18 protein-coding genes are annotated in these 22,071 nt (G+C 64.9%); 14 read left to right on the top strand and 4 right to left on the bottom strand.

The window, feature by feature from the left end; genetic code table 11:
- Nucleotide 1 precedes the first annotated feature (1 nt).
- The 11 genes from J8F10_RS19270 to J8F10_RS19220 all read left to right on the top strand — a co-directional run bounded on the left by J8F10_RS19270 (nt 2) and on the right by J8F10_RS19220 (nt 12,074).
- The gene (locus tag J8F10_RS19270; protein ID WP_210656402.1) at nt 2-1,762 is read left to right on the top strand and encodes a cytochrome c oxidase subunit I; all 1,761 of its coding nucleotides are present in this window, start codon (nt 2-4) and stop codon (nt 1,760-1,762) included.
- Nucleotides 1,752-2,441, top strand: coding sequence for a cytochrome c oxidase subunit 3 (locus J8F10_RS19265; protein ID WP_210656400.1), 690 nt, complete (start codon nt 1,752-1,754; stop codon nt 2,439-2,441). Before J8F10_RS19270 ends, J8F10_RS19265 begins: the two co-directional genes overlap by 11 nt.
- A 91-nt stretch (nt 2,442-2,532) precedes the next feature.
- On the top strand, nt 2,533-2,880 hold the full coding sequence (locus tag J8F10_RS19260) for a cytochrome C oxidase subunit IV family protein (protein WP_210656398.1): 348 nt from the start codon (nt 2,533-2,535) through the stop codon (nt 2,878-2,880).
- A 17-nt stretch (nt 2,881-2,897) separates the two neighbouring features.
- Nucleotides 2,898-4,067: a c-type cytochrome gene (locus J8F10_RS19255; protein WP_210656396.1), complete on the top strand. Its 1,170-nt coding sequence runs from the start codon at nt 2,898-2,900 to the stop codon at nt 4,065-4,067.
- Between the two features lie 52 nt (nt 4,068-4,119).
- Nucleotides 4,120-5,343, top strand: a complete 1,224-nt coding sequence (locus tag J8F10_RS19250) for a hypothetical protein (RefSeq protein WP_210656394.1) — start codon at nt 4,120-4,122, stop codon at nt 5,341-5,343.
- Nucleotides 5,340-6,296: a heme o synthase gene (cyoE, locus tag J8F10_RS19245; protein ID WP_210656392.1), complete on the top strand. Its 957-nt coding sequence runs from the start codon at nt 5,340-5,342 to the stop codon at nt 6,294-6,296. The genes J8F10_RS19250 and cyoE overlap by 4 nt, the downstream gene beginning before the upstream one ends.
- A gap of 91 nt (nt 6,297-6,387) precedes the next feature.
- Nucleotides 6,388-7,026 (top strand): SCO family protein, encoded by a 639-nt coding sequence (locus tag J8F10_RS19240; protein WP_210656390.1) that lies wholly within the window; start codon nt 6,388-6,390, stop codon nt 7,024-7,026.
- A gap of 79 nt (nt 7,027-7,105) precedes the next feature.
- Nucleotides 7,106-8,338: an imidazolonepropionase gene (gene hutI, locus J8F10_RS19235; protein WP_210656388.1), complete on the top strand. Its 1,233-nt coding sequence runs from the start codon at nt 7,106-7,108 to the stop codon at nt 8,336-8,338.
- Nucleotides 8,331-9,281 (top strand): formimidoylglutamase, encoded by a 951-nt coding sequence (gene hutG, locus J8F10_RS19230; RefSeq protein ID WP_210656386.1) that lies wholly within the window; start codon nt 8,331-8,333, stop codon nt 9,279-9,281. The genes hutI and hutG overlap by 8 nt, the downstream gene beginning before the upstream one ends.
- Nucleotides 9,278-10,939: a urocanate hydratase gene (gene hutU, locus J8F10_RS19225; protein WP_210656384.1), complete on the top strand. Its 1,662-nt coding sequence runs from the start codon at nt 9,278-9,280 to the stop codon at nt 10,937-10,939. The genes hutG and hutU overlap by 4 nt, the downstream gene beginning before the upstream one ends.
- Before the next feature lie 109 nt (nt 10,940-11,048).
- The gene (locus J8F10_RS19220; protein ID WP_210656382.1) at nt 11,049-12,074 is read left to right on the top strand and encodes a hypothetical protein; all 1,026 of its coding nucleotides are present in this window, start codon (nt 11,049-11,051) and stop codon (nt 12,072-12,074) included.
- A gap of 21 nt (nt 12,075-12,095) precedes the next feature.
- Here the strand turns inward: J8F10_RS19220 and J8F10_RS19215 are convergent, their stop codons facing one another.
- From J8F10_RS19215 to J8F10_RS19200, 4 genes are all read right to left on the bottom strand, one after another.
- Nucleotides 12,096-12,767, bottom strand: coding sequence for a ComEA family DNA-binding protein (locus J8F10_RS19215; RefSeq protein WP_210656380.1), 672 nt, complete (start codon nt 12,765-12,767; stop codon nt 12,096-12,098).
- Nucleotides 12,768-12,849: 82 nt separating this feature from the next.
- Nucleotides 12,850-13,617 (bottom strand): class I SAM-dependent methyltransferase, encoded by a 768-nt coding sequence (locus tag J8F10_RS19210; RefSeq protein WP_210656378.1) that lies wholly within the window; start codon nt 13,615-13,617, stop codon nt 12,850-12,852.
- A gap of 53 nt (nt 13,618-13,670) precedes the next feature.
- Complete coding sequence (locus tag J8F10_RS19205) at nt 13,671-14,639, bottom strand: hypothetical protein (protein ID WP_210656376.1); 969 nt, start codon at nt 14,637-14,639, stop codon at nt 13,671-13,673.
- Between the two features lie 79 nt (nt 14,640-14,718).
- Complete coding sequence (locus tag J8F10_RS19200; protein WP_210656374.1) at nt 14,719-17,286, bottom strand: HEAT repeat domain-containing protein; 2,568 nt, start codon at nt 17,284-17,286, stop codon at nt 14,719-14,721.
- Nucleotides 17,287-17,434: 148 nt separating this feature from the next.
- Between J8F10_RS19200 and lysS the strand changes: the two genes are divergently transcribed.
- The 3 genes from lysS to J8F10_RS19185 all read left to right on the top strand — a co-directional run bounded on the left by lysS (nt 17,435) and on the right by J8F10_RS19185 (nt 21,861).
- The gene (gene lysS / locus J8F10_RS19195; protein ID WP_315854123.1) at nt 17,435-19,000 is read left to right on the top strand and encodes a lysine--tRNA ligase; all 1,566 of its coding nucleotides are present in this window, start codon (nt 17,435-17,437) and stop codon (nt 18,998-19,000) included.
- A complete protein-coding gene (locus J8F10_RS19190) occupies nt 18,997-19,419 on the top strand; it encodes a hypothetical protein (RefSeq protein WP_210656372.1) in 423 nt (140 codons plus the stop codon). The genes lysS and J8F10_RS19190 overlap by 4 nt, the downstream gene beginning before the upstream one ends.
- Before the next feature lie 240 nt (nt 19,420-19,659).
- A complete protein-coding gene (locus J8F10_RS19185; protein ID WP_210656370.1) occupies nt 19,660-21,861 on the top strand; it encodes an SGNH/GDSL hydrolase family protein in 2,202 nt (733 codons plus the stop codon).
- Nucleotides 21,862-22,071 lie beyond the last annotated feature (210 nt).

Here is a 22,071-nt window from a genome sequence, read left to right as displayed (position 1 = left end):
CATGAGCATCGCGGTTACTCATCGCGGCCCGGCCGCGGCGCCGGTTCCGCCGGAGCCGGCCCCGGCGCCCGTCAACTACCTGAACGTCTCGCACACGATCTGGTCGTGGCTGTTCACCGTTGACCACAAGCGGATCGGGCTCCTGTACCTCGGGTCGATCAGCGTGTTCTTCGTGATCGGCGGCATCTTCGCCGCCCTGGTCCGAACGAACCTGCTGATGCCCAACGGCGCGTTCCTCAGCGAGGACGCGTACAACCGGGCGTTCACCGCGCACGGCGTGATGATGTTGTTCTTCTTCCTGATCCCGGCCGTGCCCGGGGTCATGGGGAACTTCTTCATCCCGCTGATGATCGGGGCCAAGGATCTCGCGTTCCCGAAGTTGAACATCGCGAGCTGGTACGTGTTCATGATCGGGGCCACGTTCTCCGGCTGGGCCGTCCTGGTCGGGGGCATCGACACCGGGTGGACGCTGTACCCGCCGTACAGCTCCCGCGCGTCGCAGTCGAACGTACTGCCCGGCGTGATGGGGGTGTTCATCTCCGGGTTCAGCTCGATCATGACCGGCCTGAACATCATGGTCACGGTCCACAAGATGCGTGCCCCGGGCATGACGTGGGGCCGGCTCCCGCTGTTCGTGTGGTCGCTCTACGCCACGAGCCTGATCCAGTTGCTGGCGACGCCGGTCGTGGCCGTCACGCTGGTGCTGCTCATGGTCGAGCGGGCCGCGGGGATCGGGATCTTCGACCCGTCCATCGGCGGCGACCCGATCCTGTTCCAGCACCTGTTCTGGTTCTACTCGCACCCGGCCGTGTACATCATGATCTTGCCCGGGATGGGCGTGGTCAGTGAAGTTCTCACGTGCTTCAGCCGGAAGAACATCTTCGGCTACCACGCGGTCGCGTGGTCGAGCATGGGCATCGCGGTCGTCGGCTTCTTGCTGTGGGCGCACCACATGTTCGTCGCCGGCATCAGCTTCTACGCCGCGCTGTTGTTCAGTTTGCTCAGTATGCTGGTCGCGGTGCCGAGCGCCATCAAGGTCTTCAACTGGACCGCGACGCTGTACCGCGGGTCGATCACGTTCCACGCGCCGATGCTGCTCTCGCTCGGCTTCCTGGTCCTGTTCACCGTGGGCGGGCTGACCGGTCTGTTCCTCGCCACGCTGGGCACCGACATCCACCTGCACGACACCTACTTTGTGGTGGCCCACTTCCACTTCGTGATGGTCGGCGGGATGGTGATCGCGTACATGGCCGCGGTCCACTTCTGGTGGCCGAAGATGACCGGGCGGATGTACTCCGACTGGTGGAGCCGGGTCGCGTCGGTCATCATGATCGTGGGGTTCTTCCTCACGTTCGTGCCGCAGTTCATCATGGGGTACCACGGGATGCCGCGCCGGTACCCGAACTACCCGCAAGAGTTCCAGATCCTCAACGTGATGTCCACCGCCGGGTCGAGCGTGCTGGGCCTCGGGTACCTGCTGCCCGGGATCTACCTGCCGCTGTCGCTGTTCTTCGGCAAGAAGGTGGGCGCCAACCCGTGGAGCGCGACGGGCCTGGAGTGGACCACCCCCAGCCCCCCGACGGTTCACAACTTCGAGGTCACGCCCATCGTCGTGTGCGGGCCCTACGAGTACGCCATCGGCGTCGATCAGATGGGGCGCGGGCTGCCCGAACCCCCCGGTGCGCAAGACGATCCCTCCCACCGGGACGGGAGCACCGGTCCTTCTGGACCCATGAAGAAGGAGACCGAAGTTGTCGGCTAGCACCCACTCACCGGTGCTGAAGCACCACTTCGAAGACCTGGGTCAGCAGCACGCCTGCGAGCGGCTGGGGATCTGGATGTTCCTGGCCACGGAGATCCTGTTCTTCGGCGGCATCTTCGGCGCCTACACGGTGTACCGGCTGTGGTACCCGCACGAATTCGTGTTCGCCAGTTCGCACCTGAACCGGCTGTTCGCGACGATCAACACGGTGTTCCTGATTACCAGCAGCCTCACGATCACGCTGGCGATCCGGTCGGCCAAGCTCGGCGACCGCGCCGCGCTGATCCGCTACCTGCTCATCACCGCGGCGCTGGCGACCGCGTTCATGGTGGTGAAGGGGTTCGAGTACGCCGAGGACTTCCACGAGCACCTCGTGCCCGGTCCGTCGTTCAGCCACGAGATCGAGAAAGAAGCGGTCGATAAGGGGCTGGACCCGGGCAAGGTGCAGTTGTTTCTGTGCTTCTACTACATCATGACGGGCATCCACGGTATCCACATCATCGTGGGCATCGGGTGTATCCTGTGGCTGGTGTGGGAAGCGTGGCGCGGGACGATCCCGCCCGAGAACTACTCCACCGTTGAAGTGGTGAGCCTCTACTGGCACTTGGTGGACGCCATCTGGCTCTTCCTCATGCCGCTCCTGTACCTCGCCGGTGCCGGGTACGGGGCGCACCACTAACGCGACGTTCTCTTGTCTGTGGCGCGGGCACTCTTGTCCGCGCCGCAGAATCGAAAATTACGAACTCCCTGCGCTGCCAGGACGATTCTCAATGTCACACCCAACGACCCCCGGCGCGACGACACCCGACGACCCGCACGGCATCCGCGCGAGTGCCGACAACCCCGGCGTGCTCCTCGTGGTGTTCGCCTGTGTCCTCGGGCTGGCGCTGGCGAACATCGGCATCTCGATCCAAATCGGGCCGACGAAGTTCACGCTGCCGCTGCAGCTCGCGATCGGCTCCGTGCAAGCGGGCCTCGTGGCGTACTACTTCATGCACTTGCGGCAGGGCGACAAGGTGGTGATCCTCACCGCGCTCTCGTCGCTGTTCTGGATGGGCATCCTGTTCGTGCTGTTCATGGGCGATTACATGACGCGGCACCTCGTTGTCAGTTCGTGACGGAGCCGTGAACTCGGATGACGGTATCGCACACCGGGCGGGGTCGGTTTCGAGTTGCGGTTTCAACCGCGCTGCTCGCGACCTGCTCCGCCCTGCTGCTCCCGGGCTGCGGGGGCTGTAACAAGACCCCCGACTACCCGCCGAACTTCACCTTCCCCGCGCGCGCCGATCGGCTCGTACTCAAAGCTCCCGACAAGCCCGCACCCGCGATCAACGACCCGGGCAAGCGGCAAGATGACATCGACGCACTCGATGCGGTCGGCGGAAAGACCGCGGACGTGTCCGCGATTCCGGCCGACACTCGCGCCAAACTCGAGGCGTTTCTGAAGGACACGTTCGGCACCCCGGCCGCGCCGACGATCGCGGTCGAGAGCGAGACCGTGGCCCGTCTTAAACTGACGAACGCGCACCTCGCCGAAGGGGGCAAACTCTACCGCCGGCACTGCCTCCAGTGCCACAACATGGTGGGCGACGGGCGCGGGCCGTCCGGGGCCACGATCCCGTTCCCGCGCGACTACCGCCAGGGGCAGTTCAAGTTCGTGTCGAGTGGCGACGGCGGGAAGCCGCGCCGGGCCGATCTCCTGCGCACGATCGCCGAGGGGCTGAAATCGACCCCGATGCCGTCGTTCGGGCTCCTCCAAGAGGGCGAACGTGACCTGCTCGCGGGCTACGTGACCTACCTCGCGATCCGCGGACAGGTCGAATTTGAATCACTGCGCGCGCTCGCCGCGGGAGAGACGAACGACCCCGCATTGCGCCTAAAAACCGCACTCGGCGAATGGGAGAAAGCGGAGACCGCGGTGCCGGTTCCGACCGAGCCGGACGATGGCGAAGTGGGCGGCCCGAAACACCAGGAAGCCGTGCGCCGCGGGTTCGCGCTGTTCACGGTGAAGGCAGACAACTCGTGCATCAGTTGCCACGGCGATTTCGGTCGGAAACCGGTGCTGCGGTTCGATGTGTGGGGGACGGTCGCGAAGCCCGCCGACCTCACCCAGACCACGCTGAAAAGTGGTTCGCGCCCGGAAGACGTGTTCGCGCGCGTTCGCGGGGGCATCCCGGCCGTGGGGATGCCGGCCCACCCCAAATATTCCGACCGCGAGGTGTGGGATCTGGTGCGATTCGTGCGATCCGCACCTTACATGGTGCAGCTCCCGCCCGATGTGATGAGCGCTGTCTACCCGAAGTAGAATTCGTAAGCTGAAGCTACCCCTTTGACGTGCCGCCCCGAGCTTTTCATCGATGACCGACCCGCTCCGACCCGTTCCGCGCTGGCTGCACGTCTGGGCCGTCCTCGCGGTGCTCGCGACCCTCGTGCTCCTGGCGATCGGCCAGTTGGTGACGAGTTTCGCCGCGGGCATGGCGGACCCGGTGTGGCCGACGGAACCGTGGTACGTGTTCCGCACGGCAACCGATACGGAGAAGGAGCGGTTCCGCAAGGACTACCAGTTCTTCCTCGAGCACTCGCACCGCATCGCGGGCTACACCATCGGCGGGCTGGTGATCGTTCTCAGCCTCGGGGTGTGGGCGACCGAACCGCGCAAACCCGTGCGCTGGATCGCGCTCGCGGGCATCTTCGTGCTGATCGTCGGGTACGGCGAGTTTCACCGCGGGTTGATGGCGCAGCGCGACAAACTCCCCGCGGACGTGCGGTTACCGATGGGCGCCGTTGGCGTCGCGCTCCTGGGCCTCGGGACCATGTTGGCCGTTGGCGTATGGGGGCTGTTAACGCGAGCGCCGGGTGCGGGGTTGCGCCTGCTCGCGGGCCTCGCGCTCGTCGCGGTGATGATCCAGGGGTTACTCGGCGGCTTCCGCGTGAAGTTGAACGAACTCGTGGGGACCGACCTCGCGGCGTTCCACGGGATCTTCGCGCAGATCGTGCTCGGGTTGCTCACGTCCATCGCGGTGCTGTCGGCCCGCGCCTCATCGAGCGTGAGTGCAGAATCGCGCCGGCTCGGTCGTTGGACCTGTGTCCTCGCGCTCTTGGTGTTCGTGCAGGTCGCGTTCGGCGCGATGGTGCGGCACTACCCCATTCCGCTGTCGCAACGGTTGCACTTTGCGACAGCGTTCCTGGCCACGGCACTCGCGGTGTGGGCACTGCGAGCCGTGTTCGTGGATTCTGTCACGCGGGCGCGAGCCGGATGGTTCGCGTGGGTGCTGGCCGCGTTGCTCGTTGCGCAATTATACCTCGGAATCGAAGCGTGGTTGGCGAAGTTCGGCGCGTACATGCCACCGGACATGGTGCCGATCACGGCCGAGGGCGGGGCGATTCGCACGCTACACGCGCTCGTCGGGAGCGGTGTGTGGGCCGCGTCTTTGGCCCTCGCCCTGAGCCTTTGGCGGCCGGCGCCCGTGCCCAGTAATACACTGAATCCACACGTTTCGGTCCGTGCGGTGGAGCACGCTCAATCCCCCGCACGCACACCGGAAATAGTTGCAAGTCACTTACGCGGAGACGCGCGATGATGAAGGTGACGCTCACCGGCGAGGCCGACACGCTGACCTCGGTGGCTTCGGCCGTGGCCGCGCCGCGGGCGCACGCACCCTCGCGCTTCGCGGACTACCTCGAACTCACCAAGCCGCGGATCGCGGTGATGGCGCTGTTCACCGTGGGGGCCGGGTACCTGCTCGCCGCGGGCGGTGCGGCCGAGTGGCGCGTGCTGCTCAATACGCTCCTCGGTGCGGGCCTCGTTGCGGCCGGTGGGAGCGCGCTGAACCAACTCTTCGAGCGCCGGATCGATGCGCGGATGCGCCGCACGCTGAAGCGGCCGCTCCCGGCGGGGCGCATCTCGCCCGAAGAGGCCGCGGCATTCGGCGCGGGGCTGGCCGGGGCCGGGCTCGCGTACCTCGCCGCGACCGTGAGCCTCCCGGCAACCGTCGCCGCCGCGCTCACGTTCGTCGCGTATGTGTTCGTGTACACACCGATGAAGACGAAGACCGCGTGGAACACGGTTGTGGGGGCGGTCCCCGGGGCGCTGCCGCCGGTGATCGGTTGGTTCGCGGCGCAGGGGTGGAACGGCGGGTTGGGCTGGAAGGGCGCGCTCGCGGTGTTCGCGATCCTGTTTCTGTGGCAGATCCCGCACTTCCTCGCGATCGCGTGGATGTACCGGGCGGACTACTCCGCCGGCGGGCTGAAGATGCTGCCCGGGTGCGACCCTTCGGGGAAGCGCACCGCGTTCGTGATGGTGGTGACGGCCGCGTCGCTCCTCCCGCTCGCCTTCCTGGTCCCACTCGCGGGCCTGGGCGGTTGGCTGTTCGCCGCGGGAGCGATCGTGTTCGGCGCGCTGTTCCTGCGCCGGACGATTGAGTTTGCCCGCGACCGCACCGACCGCAAGGCGCGCCGCGTGCTCCACTCTTCGCTCTTCTACCTGCCCGCGGTGTTCGCGTTCCTGATGCTCGATGCCCTTCTGGTGAAGTAACAAACCAAACAGAGTTTTGACAGAATTAACAGGATTGCAGCCGAATTCTGCCTTCATTCTGTCAAAACCCTGCTATCCCTCTGTGATTCCAATGCGCCGTTTATTTCCGTACACGTTTCTGCTTCTCGCCGGGTGCGGCGCGTGGGCCGGGTCGCGCCCGACGCAACCCGCGCAGGAGCCGGACCTCGATTACCCGGTCGGCGCGTTCAGTCTCACCGAGCGCAGTGGGAAAACTGTCACGGATCAAGACCTGCGTGGTAACGTGTGGGTCGGGTCGTTCATCTTCACGCGCTGTAACGGCCCGTGCCCCGCGGTCACGGCGACGATGGGCACGTTGCAACGCGACCTCGCGGACGAACTGAAGACCGGCGAACTAAAACTTGTCACGTTCACGGTCGATCCGGCCCGGGACGACCTGAAGTCCCTCAACGAGTACGCGACCGCCCGCGGTGCGGACCCGAAGAACTGGCTGTTCCTCACCGGCAACGAAAAGACGGTTCACAAGCTCCTGAGCGAGCAATTCAAGCAAGCGGTGGAGCGCAAACTCGGCCCGGACGTACAGCCCGGCGACGAGTTCGGGCACAGCACGCGCCTCGTGCTCGTGGACAAGACCGGTGTGATTCGCGCGATGTACGAGGGGCTGCCGAACGAAGACTTCCCGGACGGTAAAGAGCGCTTCGATGCCGGTCTCAATCGACTGAAGGATCGCGTTCGCGAACTACTGAAGTAGTAGCACTACACCTTATTCGGGCGGTACCAAGTCGCTGTTTCTCGTTGCACATTGCGCGGGGCGCTGGTGCAATGACGGCATGGACCGCGAGCCCTTCGATCACATCTGGATTCACGCGCGGGTCGCTACGTTCGACCCGCGCGTGACTGTGCCGTGCGGCTTGCTCGCAGATCACGCCGTCGCGGTTCGCGGTGACACCATCGCGGCCATTTTGCCTTCCAATGCGCCCGAAGTGCAATCACATCGCGGCGCGGTTACGGATTGTGGCGGGAAACTCGTTACGCCAGGGTTCATCGACTGTCACACACACCTCGTGTGGGGCGGGTCGCGCGCCGCGGAGTGGGAGATGCGGCTCGCGGGCGTTCCCTACACCGAGATCGCGAAACGTGGCGGGGGGATTCTCTCGACCGTGCGTGCGACGCGGGCGATAAGTGAAGGTGAACTGCTTCAAACTGCGGTTCCGCGCCTTCGGGCACTCGTCGATGAAGGCGTTACATGTGTCGAGATCAAATCCGGTTACGGTCTCACGCTCGACGACGAACTGAAGATGCTGCGAGTAGCGCGTCGCTTCGCGATCGTCGAGAGTATCGACGTGTCACAGACATTGCTCGCGGCGCACGCGGTTCCGCCGGAGTTCGCCGGCCGCGAGGATGACTACGTTTCACTCATCGTGAACGAGATGATTCCCGCGGTCGCGCGCGATCGGCTCGCAGAAGCGGTAGACGTGTTCTGCGAGTCGATCGCGTTCACCGTCGCGCAATGCGACCGCATCTTTTCAGCGGCGCGGGCACACGGACTTGCGATCAAGGGGCATGTCGAGCAAATCACGAACTCGCACGGCGCGGAACTGGTCGCCAGACACGGCGGCTGGTCCGCAGATCACCTCGAACACCTGGACGATGCCGGCATTGCGGCGATGGCGAAGAGCGGCACCGTCGCGGTACTGTTACCCGGTGCGTTCTATTTTCTCCGCGAGAAACAAAAGCCGCCCGTCGAGAAGCTCCGCGCCGCGGGCGTGCCGCTGGCCGTGGCCAGTGACCTCAACCCCGGCACGAGCCCGTTCGCATCGATTCGCCTGGCAATGAACATGGCGTGCGTGCTGTACGGCCTTTCGCCAGAAGAGGCACTAGCGGGGGTGACACGCGAGGCCGCCAAAGCACTCGGCCGTGCATCGCATATTGGCACACTCGAAGCCGGCAAGCGGGCGGATTTCCTTGTGTGGGATGTTACTCACCCGGCCGAAATCGTGTGCCAACTCGGTGCCACTCCGCGAGCGGAGCGAGTCGTTCGGGGGAAGGCCAGCAATGCCTGAACCCGACATGAGCGTGTGGACCGGTCGGGTCGATACCGCGGACGGCCCGACCGCGCTGCGGTGGCACCAGATGGTGAAGCCACTTGCTCCGGATTCGCCACCGGGCGTCGTGCTGATCGGTTTCGCGTGTGACGAGGGCGTGCGCCGAAACGGTGGGCGCGTCGGCGCGAAGGACGGTCCGCGTGCGATTCGTAAGGCGCTCGCGAACTTCGCGTGGCACCGACAACAGCCGGTTTACGATGCGGGTGATGTGCGGTGCGACGGTGGCGACATGGAGGGGGCACAGGTACGGCTCGCCGAGGCCGTTCGGAACGCACTTGTCGCGGGCCACTGTCCATTGGTACTCGGTGGCGGTCACGAAACAGCGTGGGGGACGTATCAGGGGTTGGTGTCATTTCGGTCTGATGTGAACATCGGGATCATCAACGTCGACGCTCATTTCGACTTGCGGGACGACGAACCCGGAAATTCGGGAACCCCCTTTCGCCAGATGGCGGATTGGTGTCAGGCACACGGTCGTTGGTTCGGCTACATGGCACTCGGGATCTCCGTGCCCTCGAACACGCGCGCGCTTTTCGATCGTGCGTGCGCATTGAATGCTTGTTGGCGTCTCGACCAGAGCCTTGTGCCCTGGAACCTGGGCCGCGTGCTGGCCGACGTAACGGCTTTTGCCGGCTCCGCTGATTACCTTTATCTCAGTATCGACCTCGACGTTTTGTCGGGCGCGGTGATGCCGGCTGTGAGCGCGCCGGCCGCGCGCGGGGTGGCGCTCGAATCAGTGGAAGAGATCCTCACGGCGGTCCGAGATACGGGGAAGCTATTGGTCGTAGATATCGTTGAGCTAAACCCGCTGCACGACATCAACGGTCAGAGCGCTCGGCTCGCGGCTCGGTTAGTTTGGCACTTTTTGAACGCGCGAAAGGTCGACGGAGAGCAGCCATGACCTTCACCCGAAACGATCCCTCGCGCGTGATCCGCGCGCCGCGGGGGAACTCACTTTCGTGCAAGAGCTGGCAGACGGAAGCGGCCCTCCGGATGCTTATGAACAACCTCGACGCGGAGGTGGCCGAGCGCCCCGCCGAACTCGTGGTCTACGGTGGGATCGGTCGCGCCGCTCGCAATTGGGAGTGCTTCGACAAGATCGTCGAAGTGCTGCGCCGACTGGAGGACGACCAGACGCTGCTCGTGCAGTCGGGTAAGCCCGTGGGCGTGTTCCCGACGCATTCGGATGCGCCGCGGGTGCTCATCGCGAACTCGAATCTGGTGCCGCACTGGGCGACGTGGGAGCAGTTCCACGAACTCGACCGCGTCGGGCTGATGATGTACGGTCAGATGACCGCCGGGAGCTGGATCTACATCGGTACCCAGGGCATCGTGCAGGGCACCTACGAGACATTCGTAGCAGTCGCGAAGAAACATTTTGGCGGGAACGCAGCGGGTAAGTGGATTCTGACCGGCGGACTGGGCGGTATGGGCGGCGCTCAACCGCTTGCGGCGACAATGGCCGGTTTCAGCTTACTCGCGGTCGAGTGCGATGAAACGCGCATCGACTTCCGATTGCGTACTCGTTACCTCGATCGCAAAGCGAGTAACCTCGATGACGCACTCGCCATCGTGCGCGAAGGCCAGCCCGTATCGGTCGGACTGGTCGGCAACGCGGCCGACGTGTGTTCGGAACTCGTCGCGCGTGGCATCGTGCCGGATGTTGTCACCGACCAAACCAGCGCGCACGACCCGCTGAACGGCTATTTGCCCCAAGGGTGGACACTCGCGGAGTGGCGCGCAAAGGCGAAAACCGAACCGCAAGACGTGATCGCGGCGGCGAAGCACTCGATGGCGGTTCACGTTCGCGCGATGCTCGAACTTCAGAATCGCGGTACGGTCGCGCTCGACTACGGGAACAACATCCGACAGGCCGCGAAGGAAAACGGAGTCGCGAACGCCTTCGACATCCCCGGTTTCGTCCCTGCATACATCCGCCCGCTGTTCTGCGAGGGCGTCGGGCCGTTCCGCTGGGCCGCGCTGTCGGGCGATCCCGAAGACATCGCCCGTACCGACGCAAAAGTTAAGGCGCTGATCCCTAATGACGCGCATCTACATCGCTGGCTCGATCTAGCGAAGGATCGCATCGCTTTTCAGGGGTTACCTGCTCGCATCTGTTGGCTCGGGCTGAAGGACCGCGCCCGTGTCGGGTTGGCGTTCAACGAAATGGTCGCGTCGGGAGAACTCAAGGCGCCGGTGGTGATCGGGCGCGATCACCTCGATTCCGGCTCCGTCGCCAGCCCAAACCGCGAAACGGAAGGAATGCGCGACGGCTCCGACGCGGTGTCCGACTGGCCACTACTGAACGCGCTCCTGAATACCGCGAGCGGCGCGACGTGGGTTTCGTTGCACCACGGCGGTGGGGTCGGCATGGGGTTCAGTCAGCACGCGGGCGTCGTGATCGTGTGCGACGGCACACCGGAAGCTGCGAAACGCATCGCTCGTGTGTTGCGAAACGACCCCGGCACCGGTGTGATGCGCCACGCGGACGCGGGCTACGACAGCGCGATTCGCTGTGCGAAGGAGAACGGGCTGGACCTGCCGATGCTGGGCGAATGACGCACGAAGACGCACAGGGCGGAAGCCCTGTGCTACGGACGCCGGCCCCTCCGGGGCGAAGAGAAATGCAGTCTTTTGTAGCGCCGGGAGCCCGGTGCGGGAGTTCGTCATGTACCCACGTTTGTCCGTTGTGTTCGCGCTCGTTGTGGGTGCCGGTGTTGTGCCCGCGGCGCCGGAGCCACCGGCGTTCAAAGTGACCGAAGACGGCGAGCGCATTCGTATCGCGGGAAGCACACTGGAAGCATCAATCAAGAAAAAGGGGTACGTGAGTGGCGTTGAAGCCGGCAGCCTGCTCGACACGAAAACCGGCGCGCGCGACCTCGGGTTCGGGCTGGACATCGTCGATTGGGTCATGGAACCCGGCAGTGATGAAGAGTACCGCGACAAGCTCCCGGGTGATCTGCCTTACGTCTTCAACAATCCCTATCACGGCAAGCGCGCGAAGCGCTGCATCGAAGGCCCGCAAATTTGCACGAAGGCAAAGGAACTGAAGCCGACTGTGATTTTCGGTAAGGACTTCGTCGCGGTGAAGCAGGATCACACCTATACGCTCGCCGCGCCGGGTAAGAAGACCGGCTCGAAGTGGGAACAAACGATCGTGTTCCCGGCCGGCAAACGCTACTTCATCTCCGCGGACAAGATCGCCGCGGTGAACGCGAGCGACGCGATGTTCTTTCGCATCGACATGCCGGGGCACATCAAGCACAAGGGCGGTGACACGTTCAGCGAAGTGTACCTCAGTTACCACGGAAAGATCGCGCCGAAGGAGTTCGAGAAGGACTTCGCTCCGGACGAGAAATTCCTCTACACGCGCGACGACAAGAAGGTTCCCCAACGGATCATCCGCGCGTACCGCATCCGCGATCCGAAAACCGGGAAGGACGGCCCGTGGTTGGCCGGCATGACGCTCGACCCGTCAGTCGTTTACGAAGCCTGGTGCCACCAGCGCGGCTACATTTGCATGATCGAAGAGATCGGCGGGCGTGCGGTGAAGGCCGGTGACACGTTCGGTGCCGCGTTCATCGTCGGGTATTTCGATTCCGTCGAGGAGATGGAAAAGGTGTACGACGAGTTCGCGGGTAACCAGGGGCTCGAGGTTAGCGAGACTGGCTGGAAATTGAAGAAGGCGCCGTAGCGCACTTCGCTCCGCGGTCGCTCACTTCACCACCACGAACGGGCGGAGCTTGTCGAGCGTCTTCGGGCCGATGCCCTTCACTTTGTCCAGGTCGTTCACGGTCTGGAATGGCGCGAGTGTCCGGGACGTGATGATCGACTGCGCGTGTGTCGGACCGATGCTCGGGAGGCGCTGGAGTTCTTCCAGAGTCGCGGTGTTCACGTTGATTGGCGCTTCGCCCGGTTGAATCTTCTTCGCGCTGACCGGCGCGGGGCGCGGAGCGGGAGTCGGCGCGAGCACAGGTGGGGTTGGCGGCGCGGGCGAGATCGGTACTTCGGCGAGAGGGGTATTCGGCGGCGCACTGGTGCGGAAGTGCGAGCGGACCTTCTCGAACGTGACCGGGCCGATGCCGCGCACGTTTTTCAACTCGTCCACCGACTTGAACGGCCCGTGAAGGTGGCGGTGATCGACGATCGCGACCGCCATTTTCGGCCCGACGCCCGGCACCTGAGCCAGTTCCGTCTGGTCCGCGGTGTTCAGGTCCGTGAGATCGACTGCGGCGGGTTCCGTTGGCCGTGCCCCGAGCCGGTTGCCGTACCCCCGAACCACGAGCAAACCGAGCAACACCGTGAAGAACACCCCCAGTGCTACCTGCGCGCTGCGCGAGGGCGCACCTGACGCATCAGCAACCGGAGGTAGCGAAGCGGCACTCATCGGGGCGGCTCAATCGGTGCAATCCGCACAACCCCAATAGTCTAACCGCCCGTACAGCCAACATCCACCCCCTAATTGGCTTCTATTGCTCGCGACGCAGCACGATGACCGCGTAGCGGCACCAGTTTCCGAGAGCGGGCAAAGCGCGGAGTAATTGAGTGTCGGCGGCGTCGAGGAGGTTCAGCGCCCGGCGGTTCCGCCACACCCGGCGCACCATCCCGAGCAGTTGGAATCCGCGGACTTCGACCGATGGGAAAATCGCGCGGAGCGGCGCGAGGTCGCGGTGCGTGAGTGGGTGCTCGTCCGGCGTGCGATCCTTGCCGGGGTAGGGGAGCGACCCGCGTGCGAACCCCAGAACCGGGTTCCCGCCCCACGGTTCGCAGAACACCGCGACGCCGCCCGGTTTGAGGACGCGGCGCAGCTCCGTTCCGGCCTTAGCTAGGTCGAGGTGGTGCAGGATCGCGTTGCCCCACACCGCGTCGAACGAAGCATCCGGAAAGGGTAAATCTTCGCCGTCAGCGGCCACGCATTCGATACGCACGCCGTTCGCAGCGGCCCGCGCCCGAGCTTCGTTCACGTAACCCGGCGACAGATCGAACGCGGTCACGGTCGCGCCGGCGCGGGCCATCGCAACGGCGGCCATGCCGTGCCCGCACCCGTAGTCGAGTGCGTGCGTCCCGCGCAGATTGCCGAGCGCCTCGAACGCGGGCCGCACCCAGGTTTCGTGATCGAGGTAGGAACCGGTATCGAACCGGAGATCGGCCCGGCCCGCGCGGAACGAGTCCGCGCGCTCGGCGGCCTGCCGGTCGTGAAAGAGTTGTTCGCTGAGTCGGCGCTCCGTGCCGTGCATGGGAAACCTTTCCAGTATGGGGCGAGCACGCGGCCCGCCCCGTCAGCACAAAATCAGAACGGGAGCAACGCGGGTGGGATAAAAGCGTACCCGCCAACGACGACGGAGACCAGCCCGACCATCGCGGCGAACAGCCACAGCACGTTTTTCTGTTTGCGGGCCAGAGCTAGTGACGACGCGACCGCGCCGATTTGCGCCACGAGCATCGCGTAAGAGAGGAATTCGCTCTTCTTGCGGTGCTTGTCGCTCTCGGCCGCGCTCACCTTCGTGCGGATCTCGTACAGGAACCCGATCCCCTGGTTCAACCGCGACTCGGCCCGGTACCGGCGCTCTTCGAGGTCGAAGCCCACCGCTTGCGCGGCGGTCGCGCTCGCGGACTTCTTGGCCGCGTCCGCGGCGTCCGGATTGAACGCGAGTTGTGCCCGCACCAGTCCGTTCGCCAGGTTCAGCGTCGGGGTCCATTCCTTGTCGGTGTGTTCGGTGTACTTCTCGGCGTCGTCGATCGCCTTGGTGATCTTCACCATTTCGACGCGCCCGGCCTTTTTGAGCAGGTCGCGCTCGGGCTCGCGGTGCTCGATGGCCTCGCGCAATTCCTTGATTTTTTCGTCTTCAATGTCGGGCAGTTTTGCTGGTGGTGGGCCGCCTTTTTCGCCGCGCTCGGTGAGCCACGCACGAGCCTTTTGAAGCTCCTCGGGAGTGGCAACGTCTTTTAGCGTGACATCAAACTTGGCGGGCGCGTAATTGCTCAACGCGCGGAGCTGAGTCGCGGTCGCTTGCATAATCAGCGCGCGGTCTCGCTTGAAGCCCGCGAGCGACCACTGGTTCGTCGATTTCGACTGGTCCTGTGCCGCCTGGGATTTCCAGTACATCGCTTCTTGAAGCGCGCCGTTGGACATGGACGCGAACACCGTCGCGAGAGCGGTCAGCGCGATCGGGAGCGCGGCCCCGGCCTTTTCGATGAGGCTCTTCGGCTCCTCGGGCTTCTTGTCGTCCGGGTTCGGCGCGGGTGCGTCGTCGGCCATGATGAGCGTCTCCGTGATGAGGTGGCCGGAACAGTGTACCCACCGATTTGGTCGCGGTCACCAACCACGGTCGGGAACTTCATTCGGGCTTCTTTTTTCCCTTTGCAGGGGGCCGTTCCTTCTTGGGTTTCGCCGGTGCCGGAGCGTTCTTTCCCTTTTCGGGTTTCGGCTTCGATTCTTTCGGGGCCAACTTTCGGAACGCGACCGCGGCGCGCTCGGCCACTTTCGTGTCGGAGTCGCTGGTTGCGGTGGCGAGCGCCGCGAGAACCGCGCCGGTGCTCACTTTCAGTTTGCCCAGCGCATCAATGGTCGCCCGGCGCACTTTCGCTGCGCGATCTTCGACCGCGTGACCCAGTGCGGCGATCGTTTCGGTTGAGGTGTCGTTGCGCCAGACTAATACTTCGATCGCACGCAGGCGCACTGCCTCTTCGCTGTCACCAAGCATTCGCCGAAGGAGCGGGAAAACGGCCGGTGTGCCGAGCCGATTGAGTTGGTAGACGAGGGCCGCGCGGATATCCGGTTCGGGATCGTCAACGAGCCGTGCAAGTTCCGGCAATAGCGCCGCGTCGTTCAACGCGAACAGCGCACTCGCGCAGGTTTGTCGGGTGGACTTTTTGACCCGACGTTGAGCACTGTTGTCGGTTTCCTCCGGTGCAGCGGCACGCAGAAATTCACACAGTGGATCTTTGACTTGCGGTTCGCGCGGGGCGAAATGCGCGACGATCGTGGCGATCGTATCGAGGTCGTTCGCGAACCCGGGCCGGCGTGCGAGTTCGATCAGTCTCGGCAGGTGCGGAAGGAGCGCGGGGCCGAATTGTTGGAGCGCGCGGAGCGTGTTGGTTCTGGTGTGCCCCGGTTGCGTCGTTTCGAGGGCCGCCATCAGACTCGGAATCGCGGCATCTGCGCCGGGACCGAGGGCGCGGATCAAGTCTACGATCAGGCTCCGGTGTCGTTCGTCGGTCGTGCGGTGATAAAGTCGGAGCGCTGCGGGCAAGAACGGCAGTGCGGCGGCCCCCTGTGCCCGTAAGCCCTGAAGAACAACCGCGCGCGCGTCATCGGTCCCAGTATCAAGTGCTGCGATGAGTTGATCGTGCCCGCGTTCACCGATACGAATGAGCGCCGCCACCGCGAACTGGTGTTCGTAGTAGTCCAAGGGCTGATCGTCGCGAGAGAACAGGGCGACGAGATCCGGAATTGCAGGGGCGGCGGCCGATCCCAGGGCCGCAAGTGCCTCGATTGCGGTCCGTTGACCGTACCCAACCGGGGGCGCGCGCACGGCCTCGCGAAGTGCTTCGATCACTTCGGCTGGTGGGGCCTCGAACCGACCAAGAGCGCCCAGAACTACCGCGGTCGCGTGCCCCCACTGATCGGTGCCACGCAGTCGCGCGAGTCGCTCGAGCAGCGGGGCCGCAACCGGAGCCGGGAGCTTCTCCCAATTGCTGATAGCGCTGGTCGCGTCATACGCCACCTCCTCGATTGGATCGTTGAGTAGCGGTACGAGAGCCGCGAGCGCGCTCGCGTCGTCGCGCCCGACTGTCCCGACAGCGCAAGCAGCGAGTTGGCAGTGCTTGGGATCGAGGTTGTTGAGTTGCGCGTTCAGGGCTTCGAGTGCGGCCTTATTGCCTCGGGCAATGTCGCTGAGCGTGCTGATCGCACTTTGCTGGACTTCGGGGCTGAGGTCGCCGAGTAACGCAATGACGCGCGGAATTAAAGGAGGCACTAACGGGCCGTCGAATCGAGCGATTGTGGCGCACGCCGCTGTGCGCACGTCGGGCACCGGATCATCGAGCAAGACGATAAGTGCCGTGACCACTTCAGGCGTGAGGGCCGCGTAGCGACCCCCGCTCCCGAGTTGCCGGACCGCGCTCTTGCGGATTGTCGCGACGCGGTCCTTCATCGCGCGGCATAACGCTTCCGATGCGTCCGCAAATTTCAACCGGCCGAGCGCCTGGACCGCTGATTCGCGGACCGCCATTTCGGGATCATCGAGCGCGCGATCGAACGCGGGGACTGCGTCTGCGGTGTCGAGTTGCATCAGGCCGCGGATCGCCTCCCGACGGTCGTCGGCGTCGGGACTGTCGAGCTGCGTCACGAATTCCTGGAGTACACTCCCCTTCGCGCGCATCGAACCGAGCACCTTGCTCGCCGCCCGGCGCACGCTCCAGTCGTCGTCGGTGAGTGCTGCTTTTAGTTGGTCGGTGTCGGTTACCCCGGCGGTTCCGATATCCTTGAGTGCTTTCGCGGCCTGTTCGCGCACGTCGCGTTCGGAGTCGCCGAGCGCTTCGAGCAGCGCGGGTACGGCTTCCTTTGCGCGCTTGCCGATGTTCCGCAAACACATGCACGCCTGCTGCCGAACGCGGGGCTTCGCGTGTTTGAGTAACTCGATCAGCCCCGGGACGATCGGCTCTCCAATTGCTTCCGCGGCCCGGCGCACGTCGAGCACGCGCTTGTCCGCTACGAGCGCGGCGAGTAACTTCGGGGCCGGGTTCTCGTATGTAGGGGGCATCCACGGGCGGACGGCGTGGTGGCGAATCCACGGGCCGCGCGGGTCGCCGCGGTCGTCGAGCCAGTCCGCGAAGACCAGCGGTAGGTGTTGCTCCTCGGGCGCGGCCGCGATCGCCGCGATAAATGCCGCTTCGTCGTTCATCGCACAGTCTCGTGAGTGAGGGCTACGATACCCGTTGCGCGGGCCCCTCGCCACGTCGGGGGCGAACACCGCCCGGTCGTCGGGTGTCCTTAGTTCGTTCCGGCGGCTAAAACGCCTGTAACTTCACTCACACAACGGAATACTAACTGTGGCCGACGAAACCCCGCCCCTGCCGCCCCCCGCTTCCCCTCCACCCGCCGGCGGTACCCCGCGCCGACCGGCCGACGAAACGCCCGATCTCGCCGAAATCCGGCTCCAGAAGCTCCGACAGATCGAAGCCCTCGGTCTCGACCCGTGGGGCCAGCGGTTCGACAATACTCGGCCCATCGGCGACATTCGCCAGCTCCCGGCGGAGAATTTCGACGACGCGAAGCCCGGACCGAAGGTGCGTGCGGCGGGGCGCGTGGTGCGCTACCGCACCGGCGGGAAGCTCCTGTTCCTCGAAATCTGGGACCAGACCGGGCGCGTGCAGTTGATGATTCGCGTGAACAAGGTCACGCCGCAAGAGTGGCAGGTCGCGCAGTTGCTCGATCTGGGCGACCTGATCGGCGTGGACGGCGAGTTCGGCAAGACGAAGACCGGCGAACTCACGATCCAGGTCGAGACGCTGACGTTCCTCACGAAGAGCCTGGAGCCGCACCCGAAGGACGTGTTCGGGATGGGCGACATCGAGTTCCGGTTGCGGCACCGGTACCTCGACATGATCTACACGCCGGACACGCTGCGCCGCGCGCACCAGCGCGTGAAGATCATCCGCACGATCCGCACCCACCTCGACGCCCAGGGCTACATGGAGGTGGAAACCCCCACGCTGCACGCGATCGCGGGCGGGGCGGCCGCGCGCCCGTTCGAGACGCACCACAACGCGCTCGACATCGACCTGTTCGTGCGCATCGCCCTCGAACTCCCGCTGAAGCGCCTGCTCGTGGGCGGTCTCGAAAAGGTGTACGAACTCGGCCGGGTGTTCCGCAACGAGGGCATCAGCCCGCGGCACAACCCCGAGTTCACCATGCTCGAACTGTACCAGGCTTACGGCGACTACCGCAGCATGATGGACCTGACCGAGGGGCTGATCGTCGCCTGCGTGGACGCTTTGGGGAGCGGGCGCACGATCCCGTTCGGTGAGAAGACGGTGAACTTCGAGCCGCCGTTCCAGCGCGCGAAGTACGCCGACCTGTTCCTCGAGCACGTCGGGTGCGACATGGCCGACGAGGTCGCGGTGCGGGCCGCCGCTCGCGCGGAGAACATCGAACTCGAAATGGCCCCGACGAAGGGCGCCCCGAAGGTCGCGAAGGCGCACGTCGTTCTCGTACAGGAACTGTTCGAGGACCTGGTGGAAGAGAAGCTGGTCGGGCCGGTGTTCGTCCACGACTACCCGGCGCCGCTGTGCCCGCTGACCAAGCGGAAGCGCGAGACCCCCGCGATCGCGGAGCGGTTCGAGCTGTACGTTCACGGCATGGAGTTGGCGAACGCCTACACCGAACTGAACGACCCGATCACGCAGGAGCAAACGTTCACGCAGCAACTGGCCGGCATGTCGGAAGAGGACTCGATGGCCAAGATGGACCACGATTTCATTCGCGCGCTGCGCCACGGGATGCCGCCCGCGGGCGGCCTGGGCATCGGCATCGACCGGCTCGTGATGCTGTTGACCAACACGCAGACGATTCGCGACGTGATCCTGTTCCCGCTGCTGAGGTCGGAGGCGAAGTGAGCTGGCAGAACCGGTACCTGTTGCCGTGGGAGCGCCTCGACCGCGATCGCATCGCCGCTGCCGTGGAGCACGTCATGCGGTCGGGCGCGGGGCTCCCGCTGCTCCGGTACAAGATCGAGCCGCACGGGGCGGACGCGGTCGCCGTGTTCTTTTACTTCCGGGCCGAACTGGAGCGGAAGTGGGATCTGCTATCGAGCGCCGAACGAAACTTCCGGCTCTACGAGATCTCGGACGAAAACGAGGCGTTCGTCCAGATCGATTTCGGCCACACGCCCGCCGATCCGAAATTGGACCTCCCGGCCGAGACGTCCTTCGAGTTCTACTCGAACGTCTCGGGCAATTTCGTGTTCAGTGGGGTCGGAATTGAGATCGCGGAGCGGATCGGGCGCTACTTTGGGGTGAAGTGCGAGCCGCTTTAAGGTGCCGGTCGGTTGTTCGCGCTACCTTCAGCCATGTAAACAAGCACCCAGCGCGCCCGCGCCCGTGAGAGTTCGCGACACGAGGGTCTTGCGAATCGCCCCGAGGTGCTCTTCCAACGACTCTGTGATCGAGCCAATCCGCACCACTGAGGCTCGCGCCAGGAAAGCACGTCCACCTCAAATCCCCGCTTGCTCCGTTCGTGGCGAATGCGACAATCTCGTTTTCAGGAGGACTTGTCCATGAGCCGAACGGCTGCGAAGTGTTGCGGGGTGCTCGGCCTTCTTCTCGTCGCGGCCGAGCCGGGCTTGTTCGCCCAGGAACCGCCCTACGACGTCTTCCCCCTCGCCGAACCGCCGTACTATCGCGTGCGGTACGAGGCTTCGACCAACAAGGGCGAACTGCCGTACCCGGTCAACTACACGATCTGGGTTCCTCCGGGCGTGAAGACGCTGCGCGGCGTCATCGTCCACCAGCACGGGTGCGGCGAGGGGTCGTGCAAGTCGGGGCTGACGGGCGCGTATGACCTCCACTGGCAGGCCCTGGCGAAGAAGCACGATTGCGCGCTCCTGTCCCCGTCCTACGAGCAGCCGGATAAGGCCGACTGCCAGATGTGGTGCGACCCGCGCAACGGTTCCGGCGCCGCGTTCCAAAAGTGCCTCACGGATCTCGGCGCGAAGTCGGGTCACCCCGAACTGGCGAAGGTGCCGTGGGCCTTGTGGGGGCACAGTGGCGGCGGTCACTGGGCCGGTGGAATGGTGATGCTGCACCCGGACCGCGTCGCCGCGGCGTGGCTGCGCTCGGGCGTGCCGCTCCTGAAGGCGGACCCGGGCCGCGCCGGGATCAAGGCGCACACCTTGCCGGACGGCGCGCTCAAGGTGCCGGTGGTGTGCAACCTCGGCACGAAGGAGGGCGTCACCGTCAAGGACAAACAGTTCGCCGGCGTCTGGCCCGCTAACGAAGTGTTCTTCAACGAGGTTCGCGGGAAGGGCGGGCTCGTCGGCGTGGCGGTCGATCCGCTGTCGAGTCACGACTGCGGCAACCAGCGGTATCTGGCCGTCCCCTGGCTCGATGCCTGTCTGAGCGCTCGCCTGCCGAAAGCCGTTGGTGATCCGCTCCGGGCCATGCCGACGGACAAGGCGTGGCTCGCTCCGGTCCTCGGCGGCGACGCGACGCCGGCTACGAAGTACGTGGGCGAGCCCCTCAAGGCCGCGTGGCTCCCGAACGAAGCGGTGGCGAAGGCGTGGACGGAATACGTCAAGGACACGAAGGTCACCGACCCCACTCCGCCGCCCGCGCCGACGAACGTGTACGTGCGGGACAACAAGCTGACCTGGGAAGCCGAGGCCGATCTCGAAAGCGGGCTGGCGAGTTTCGTCATCGAGCGCGACGGTCAGTTCCTTGCTAACGTGCCCGAATCGGGCAAGAACCCGTTCGGCCGACCGATCTTCCAGAACCTGCAATACAGTGACACGCCCACGCAGCCGCTCGTGCCGATGCAGTTCACCGATACCAAGGCGGAGGTCGGCAAAACACACACCTATCGCGTCACCGCCGTGAACACCACTGGACTGAAGTCGAAGCCCAGTGCGGACGCGGCTCCGGCGCAGGACGTGGACGCCATCGCCGGCAAGCGGGTCGTGTTTCTCGGCGACAGCATCACGCAGTCCGGCGGGTACGTTGCGTTCACCACGTACTACCTCGAAAAACTGTACCCGAAGAAGGACTTCGACGTCCTCGGTCTCGGGCTGGCGAGTGAAACGCTGTCGGGGCTGAGCGAGGACGGGCACGCGGGCGGCCAGTTCCCCCGCCCGTGCTTGTTCGAGCGCCTCGGCCGCGTGCTGGAGAAGTCCAAGCCGGAGGTCGTGTTCGCGTGCTACGGGATGAACGACGGCATCTACCTCCCGCTCGACAAGGACCGATTCGCTGCGTTCCAGAAGGGGGTCACGAAGCTGATCGAGCAGTGCAAGGGGGCCGGCGTGAAGCAAATCTTCCTGGTCACGCCGCCGATCTACGATCTCGTGCCCAAGAAGGACGAGTTCAATTACGACACGGTCCTGGCCGAGTACGCGAAGTGGGAGATGAGTTTGAAGGTTCCCGGTGTGCGGGTGATCGATTTGCACACCGCGATGCGGAAGGCACGCGACGGCCGTACCGAGCCGTTCTCGAAGGACCGGGTTCACCCCGGCGACGACGGGCAACTGGTGATTGCGAAACCGATCCTCACCGCGCTCGGTGTCAAGACCCCGGACGAGACGGTTACGGCGATCAAGGCCGACCCGCTGTTCAAACTGGTGGAGCAGAAGCGCGGCGCGCGGTCGGCCGCGTGGATGAAGCACGTCGGCTACACGCGCGAGAAGACCGTCAAGCCGGAACCGCTCGGGACCGCCGAGGCGGACGCGGCGAAGTTCCAGGAGAAGATTGATGCGCTCCGGCGCCACTGATCCCGCCGCACACGCCGAAAACGACATCAAAGCTGATGTGTTGTCGGCAAACGAGCCGCGACCGCCAGGGAGCGGGGCGCGGCTCCCCGAGTTACCTTGAGGTCACCCGGATGCGGGCAGTGCCTCCCGCTCCCTCGCGGTCGCGGCTCGTTACAAGACAAGGCGCGGCTCCCGGGTTCTCTTGAGGTCACTCGGATGCGTGCAGTGGCT

Source organism: Gemmata palustris, from assembly GCF_017939745.1.
GTDB classification, from domain to species: domain Bacteria; phylum Planctomycetota; class Planctomycetia; order Gemmatales; family Gemmataceae; genus Gemmata; species Gemmata palustris.
The sequence above is the reverse complement of the archived record's forward strand: the minus strand, read 5'-3'. Positions and strand labels throughout refer to the sequence as shown.